The sequence below is a fragment of the Saccharomonospora sp. NPDC046836 genome (assembly GCF_040645195.1).
In the GTDB taxonomy this organism is placed as follows: Bacteria; Actinomycetota; Actinomycetes; order Mycobacteriales; family Pseudonocardiaceae; genus Prauserella_A.
Window position 1 is genome coordinate 347791 of record NZ_JBEYXW010000003.1, and the last position, 6580, is coordinate 354370.

Genomic DNA, 6580 nt, shown 5'->3' on the forward strand with positions numbered 1-6580 from the left:
GCAGGATGATCACCGCCACAGCGCAGACCAACGAGGGGAACGAGAGGCAGCATGCACGACGGCAGTGGCCGCATCGCGGTGCAGAACCTCACCAAACAGTTCGGACCGGTAACCGCGGTCCAGAATCTCAGCTTCACAGTGGAACCCGGTACCGTCACCGGATTCCTCGGCCCGAACGGGGCAGGCAAGACCACGACATTGCGGATGCTGCTCGGCCTGGTCACACCGACGGCCGGCACCGCGACGATCAACGGCAGGCCTTACCAACAGCTCGGCAACCCCGCCAGAGTGGTCGGCGCGGTGCTGGAGAACGAGGGGTTCCATCCCAAGCGCACCGCCCGCAACCACCTGCGGATCTACGCCGCCGCGATCGGCGTGCCAGACCAGCGGGCCGACGAGATGCTCGGCCTGGTCGGCCTGGCGCCGGCGGCCGAGCGCAAGGCGGGCGAGTTCTCGCTCGGCATGCGGCAGCGGCTCGCGCTCGCGACGGCGCTGCTCGGCGACCCACAGGTACTGGTCCTCGACGAGCCGTCCAACGGTCTCGACCCCGAAGGCATCGCCTGGCTGCGGACGTTCCTGCGCACGCTGGCTCAGCAGGGGCGCACCGTGCTCGTGTCGAGCCACCTGCTGTCCGAGGTCGAGCAGACCATCGACCAGGTCGTCATCGTCAGCGCCGGCATGACCCGCTACTACGGCCCGCTCGAGCAGCTGCGTGCCAGCCAGCGCTCGCGCGTGCTGGTGCAGCCCGCCGACGCGAACGCCCTCGTGCAGGCGCTGCAGGAGAACGGCCTGTCGCAGGTGGAGCCGACATCGGACGGCCGCGTCGCGGTGTCCGGCGCAACCGTGCAGCAGATCGGCGACCTCACCGCCAAGGCCGGCATCGCGGTGTACGGCATGCAGGAGGAGAAGGCCGACCTCGAGCAGCTGTTCTTCCAGCTGACCAGCCCGCAGTACAGCGCGGGGGCTCCCTACGGCCAGCAGCCACCGCCCGGCTGGGGCGGACCGCCACCGGGATATCAGCAGCCGCAGCAGACACCGCCGCCCGGGTTCGGCCAGCCCGGTCAGCAGCAGGGTTGGGGAGGGCACCAGTGATGGGCAACCTGATCAAGGCGGAGATCCGCAAGACGCTGACCACCAAGAGCTGGTGGGGCCTGATGATCCCAGCGGTGCTGTTCGCGTTCCTGTTCGCGATCGGCTGGGGCGCGGGCACCAACGACGTCAACGACGTGCTGAGCAGCGACGAGGCTCAGGAGCTGGCCCAGCTGACCGGGACACAGCTCGGCCAGCTTCCGGTCGGCCTACTCGCGCTCGGCCACGGGATCAACATCGGCATGATGTTCCCGATCATCTTCGGTGTGTACGCGCTGGCCGGCGAGTACGGCAAGAAGACCATCACGACGACGTTCCTCACCGCCCCCAACCGCGTGTCGGCGCTGAGCGCCAAGATGTTCACCTACATCGGCTGGGGTGTGGCGTACGGCCTCGTCATCGTGGGATCGGCGAGCCTGGCGACGGTACTCACCGTCGACAGCATCGGGTTGCCCAGCGCCGAGCAGTGGCTCGCCGTGCTCGGGGCCGGCGTTCTGGCGACCGTCCTCGCGACGCTGTTCGGCGTCGGTGTGGGTGCGGTGTGGAAGAGCGTCGTCGGTGCGACCATCACGCTGACGATCTGGATGCTCGTGGTCGAGAACACGTTCCTCTTCCTGACGGCGGGCTGGGAGCACCTGCGTTTCCTCGGCGGGGTGCTGCCGAACGGAACGCTCAACGGCATCGTGGGAGCCATCGGCGCCGAGGCGTTCGGTGCGGCCGGACTGTCGGTGCAGGGTGATATGAACGAAGACCTCCAGTGGCTCCTGCAGTTCATCGCTGGCGCACCGGGTGCATTCTCGTGGTGGGCCTCCGCACTGGTCTTCCTGACGTGGACGATGGTGTTCTTCGTCGGAGGGTGGGCCGCTAACCAACGCAGGGACATCACCTAAGAGAAGCGAGGAGGTCGTGAGTGTTCACCCGAGCACGAACCCGGTCTGACACTCACGACCCACAAACCGGGTGGATCCGCCGGCTCGCCGCGGCCTGCTGGCGCCACCCGGCGCTGGTGGTGCTCTCGCTCGGCGCTGCAATCGTCGGCACGGGCCTGCAGGCGGCCAGCCCGCTGGTGGTGAGGGTCGCCGTCGACGACGCCGTCGTCGGCGAGACCGCCCAGCTGGGCTGGCTCGCGGCGGCACTGGTCGTGTTGCAACTGCTCACCTTCGGCGGCGCGTTCGCCCGCCGCTATCTCGGCGGCAGGCTCGCGCTCGACGTCCAGCACGACCTGCGGCAGGCCGTCTTCGGCGCGGTGTCGCGGCTCGATGGCGGCAAACAGGACGCACTGCGCACGGGCCAGATCGTCTCCCGCGCCATCACCGACCTCCAGCTGGTTACCGGCATCCTGATGCAGGTGCCGCTTTCGGCGGGTTCGGTGATCTTCGCGCTGCTGGCACTCGGCGCGATGCTGTGGATGTCGCCGCTGCTCACGATCATCGCGCTGATCGTCGCTCCCGCGGTGGCCATCGTGATCGCGGTCAGCAGGCGCAAGCTCTTCCCCGCGACCTGGGCGGCGCAACAGCGCGCGGCCGACATCGCGCAGCACGTCGAGGAGACCGTCACGGGCGTGCGAGTGGTCAAGGGCTTCGGCCAGGAGTCGCGCGAGGTCGGCAGGCTGGCCGCGACCGCGCGCAAGCTCTACGCCGAGCGCCTGCGCGCGGCACGGCTCTCGGCCGTCCCCGCGGCCACCACCGCGGCGCTGCCTGCGGCAGGCCAGATCGCGGTACTCGGGGCCGGCGGCATCCTGGCGTTACGCGGGGAGATCAGCCTCGGCACGTTCCTGGCATTCGCGACCTACGTCTCGGCGCTCATAGGCCCCGCGCGGATGCTCGCCAGCCTCGTCGTACAGGCCCAGCTCACCCGTGCCGGCGCGGAGCGCGTCCACGAGCTGATCGACGCGCAGCCCGAGGTGCGCGAACGTCCCGACCCGCTGCCCGTGCCGGACGGCCCGCTGGAGGTGCGCCTCGACGGCGTCCGGTTCGGCTATACCCGGACCGAGCCTGTGCTCGACGACGTGTCCCTGCACGCGCGTCCCGGCGAGACGCTCGCCGTCGTCGGCACCGCGGGTTCGGGCAAGTCGACCATCTCGTTGCTGCTGCCGCGGTTCTACGACGTTCACGCCGGGTCGATCCGGATCGGCGGCGTCGATGTGCGCGACGTGCGGCTCACCGAGCTGCGCCGCACGATCGGGGTGGTGTTCGAGGAGGCGTTCCTGTTCTCCACGACCGTGCGCGACAACATCGCCTATGGCAGGCCGGACGCCGGCGAGGAGGAGGTCGTTGCGGCCGCGAAGGCCGCCGAGGCACACGAGTTCATCAGCGCACTGCCCGACGGCTACGACACGCAGGTCGGCGAGCGCGGGCTGACATTGTCGGGCGGGCAGCGGCAGCGCCTCGGGCTGGCCAGGGCCCTGCTCACCGATCCGCGGGTGCTGATCCTCGACGACGCGACCTCGGCGGTGGACACGGCGACGGAAGCCGCGATCCACGAGACGCTGCGCACCGTCACCCGCGCCCGCACCACGTTGCTCATCGCCCACCGGCGCTCGACGCTGGCGCTGGCCGACCGCATCGCCGTGCTCGACGGCGGGCGGGTGGTGGACATCGGCACCGCCGAGGAGCTGGAACACCGGTGCGCCCTGTTCCGTGACCTGGTCGCCGGACCGGGCCAGGACGTCGAGGAGATCCACCGGCGCGAAGAGCTGACCACCGACGAGAACGGCATCACCCCGCAGCTGTGGCCGCAACGAGATGGACGCGACGACGTCGCCGCGCTGGCCGAGTCCGCCGAGGGACGGACGAGCGCACCGGCCGGTATGGCAGGCGGCGGCCCGGGATCCCATGCCTCGCTGGACCTTCCGCCGACGCCGGAGCTGCTGCGCCGCGTCCGGGAGCTGCCGGCCGCGACGGGCGAACCCCAGCTCGGTGGTGCCGACCCCGCGGCGCCGGACCCGCGCTTCCGCCTCGGCAGGCTGTTGCGTCCGATCCGGGGACTGCTGGCCCTGGTGATCACGTTGGTGGCGATCGACGCGGCGGCGACCGTCGCGGTGCCGGCGCTGTACCAGCGCGGGGTGGACGACGGTGTGCGCGCGGGCGTCGAGTCCGCGGTGTGGCTGGCCGCGGGCATCGGGCTGCTGGTGATCGCGCTGGACTGGTTCGTCATCGCCGCGCAGACCCGGGTCACCGCCTGCACCGGCGAGTCGGTGCTGTACCTGCTGCGTGTGCGTAGCTACGCGCACCTGCAGCGGCTCGGGCTCGACTACTACGAGCGGGAGCTGGCCGGGCGGATCATGACCCGGATGACCACCGACGTCGACGCGCTGTCGACGTTCCTGCAGACGGGATTGGCGACCGCCGTGGTCAGCCTGCTCACCCTCGTGGGCATCGGCGGCGCGCTGGTGGCCACCGACCCGGGACTGGCGCTGTACGCGTTCGCCGTCCTGCCGGTGCTCGGCGTCGCCACCGTGATCTTCCGCAGGCTCGCCTCGGCCGCCTACACCGAGGCACGCGAACGCGTCAGCGCGGTCAATGCGGACATGCAGGAGAACGTCACGGGCCTGCGGGTCGCGCAGGCCTACACGCGTGAGGAGCGCTCGGCGCAGGACTTCGCCTCCCGAAGCGACGCCTACCGGCGTTCGCGGCTGCGGGCGCAGCGTTACGTCGCGACGTACTTCCCGTTCGTGAACCTGCTGTCCGGCATCGCCGAGGCCATCGTGCTGGTGGCCGGTGCGAGCCGCGTCGCCGACGGCACGGTCTCGCCCGGTGTGCTGCTGGCGTTCCTGCTCTACCTCGGCCTGTTCTTCGCTCCGGTGCAGCAGCTGTCCTCGGTGTTCGACGGCTACCAGCAGGCGAAGGTCGGCCTGAGCCGGATCGGCGACCTGCTGCGTATGCCCACCTCTGTACCGCCCGCGGCGGATCCCGTGCCGGTACCCGATCGCCTCAAGGGCGAGGTGGAACTGTCCGGTGTGGACTTCGCCTATCCCGGCACGGAATCCTTCGCCCTGCGGGACATCACTCTGCATGTGCCCGCGGGTACGACGGTGGCGCTCGTGGGTGCGACCGGCGCGGGGAAGTCCACAGTGGTCAAGCTGGTGGCCCGTTTCTACGATGTCACGGGCGGAGCGGTACGGATCGACGGAGTCGACGTACGCGACTACGACCTGGCGAGCCTGCGGGGCAGGCTCGGCGTCGTGCCGCAGGAAGCGCACCTGTTCGCGGGGACGGTGGCCGACAACGTGCGGTACGGCAGGCCTTCGGCCACCGATGCCGAGGTGGAGGCGGCGGTGCGTGCGGTCGGCGCGATCGAGGCGGTCGGCGCGTTGCCGGCGGGCTTCCACCAGCAGGTCGGCGAGCGCGGCAGGGCGCTGTCGGCGGGGCAGCGCCAGCTGGTCGCCCTGGCGCGAGCGGAGCTGACGGATCCGGACGTGCTGCTGCTGGACGAGGCGACGGCGGCACTCGACCCGGCGACCGAGGCGACCGTGCTACAGGCCACCGACGAGCTGGCGAAGCAGCGGACGACCTTCCTGGTGGCGCACCGGCTGGCGACCGCTGCGCGTGCCGACCGCATCCTGGTCCTTGACCACGGCCAGATCGTCGAGGACGGTACGCACGCGGACCTACTGGCGGCCGACGGCCACTACGCGAGGCTCTGGCGCCTGGGCGCCCCAACCTGACGGACTCGCGAGTCCCCCGCTCCGGCGCGCGAGTCGCCCGGCGCAGCGCGCGAGTCGCCCGCTGCGGCGCGCGAACTGCCCGCTCCCGCGCCCGAGTCCCCCGCTCCAGCACGCGAGTCCCCCGCCCGGGTGCGCGAGTCCCCCGCTCCGGCGCGCGAGTCGCCCGCTCCCGCGCCCGAGTACCCCGCCCAGGCACGCGAGTTGCCCGCTCCGGTGTGCGAGTTGCCCGCCCAGGCACGCGAGTCCCCCGGTCCGGCAGGCGAATCCCCCGGTCCGGCGCGCGAATTGCCCACTCCCGCGCCCAGGTGCGCGAGTTGCCCGCCCGGGAGCGCGAGCTGTCCGCCCAGGCGCCCGAGTCCCCTGCCCAGGCGCACGAGTGGCCCGCTCCAGCATGCGAGTTGCCCACTCCGGCGCACGAGTGGCCCCCTCCGGTGCGCGAGTGGCGCGCCCAGGCACCCGAGTTGCCCGCTCCAGCATGCGAGTTGCCCACTCCGGCGCCCGAGTTGCCCCGTCCGGCGCACGAGTGGCCCCCTCCGGTGCGCGAGTGGCGCGCCCAGGCACCCGAGTTGCCCGCTCCAGCATGCGAGTACCCCGCTCAGGCTCCCGAGTCGCCCGCCCAGGCACGCGAGTCCCCCGGTCCGGCAGGCGAATCCCCCGGCGCAGCACGCGAGTTGCCCGCTCCCGTGGGCGAGTCGCCCGCCCCAGCACGCGAGTACCCGGCTCAAGCGCCCGAGTCGCCCGCCCCAGCACGCGAGTACCCGGCTCAAGCGCCCGAGTCGCCCGCCCCAGCACGCGAGTACCCGGCTCAAGCGCCCGAGTCGCCCG

The 6580-nt window shown here is 71.7% G+C and carries 3 protein-coding genes; all 3 read left to right on the forward strand.

Annotated elements, in window-relative coordinates; translation table 11 throughout:
* Positions 1-51 precede the first annotated feature (51 nt).
* Genes ABZ863_RS06405 through ABZ863_RS06415 form a run of 3 tightly spaced genes read left to right on the forward strand, consistent with a single transcriptional unit; the run spans position 52 to position 5755 of the window.
* Positions 52-1092, forward strand: coding sequence for an ABC transporter ATP-binding protein (locus ABZ863_RS06405; RefSeq protein ID WP_358531698.1), 1041 nt, complete (start codon positions 52-54; stop codon positions 1090-1092).
* Positions 1092-1979 carry an ABC transporter permease gene (locus tag ABZ863_RS06410; protein ID WP_358531699.1) on the forward strand — a complete coding sequence of 296 codons (888 nt, stop codon included), beginning with the start codon at positions 1092-1094 and terminating at the stop codon, positions 1977-1979. The genes ABZ863_RS06405 and ABZ863_RS06410 overlap by 1 nt, the downstream gene beginning before the upstream one ends.
* A 20-nt stretch (positions 1980-1999) precedes the next feature.
* Complete coding sequence (locus tag ABZ863_RS06415; protein ID WP_358531701.1) at positions 2000-5755, forward strand: ABC transporter ATP-binding protein; 3756 nt, start codon at positions 2000-2002, stop codon at positions 5753-5755.
* The last annotated feature ends 825 nt before the right edge of the window (positions 5756-6580 follow it).

What these genes read in the sequence shown, in the direction of transcription:
- ABZ863_RS06405 (WP_358531698.1), top strand. Translation starts at nt 52, where the DNA reads ATGCACGACGGCAGTGGCCGCATCGCGGTGCAGAACCTCACCAAACAG.
- ABZ863_RS06410 (WP_358531699.1), top strand. Translation starts at nt 1,092, where the DNA reads ATGGGCAACCTGATCAAGGCGGAGATCCGCAAGACGCTGACCACCAAG.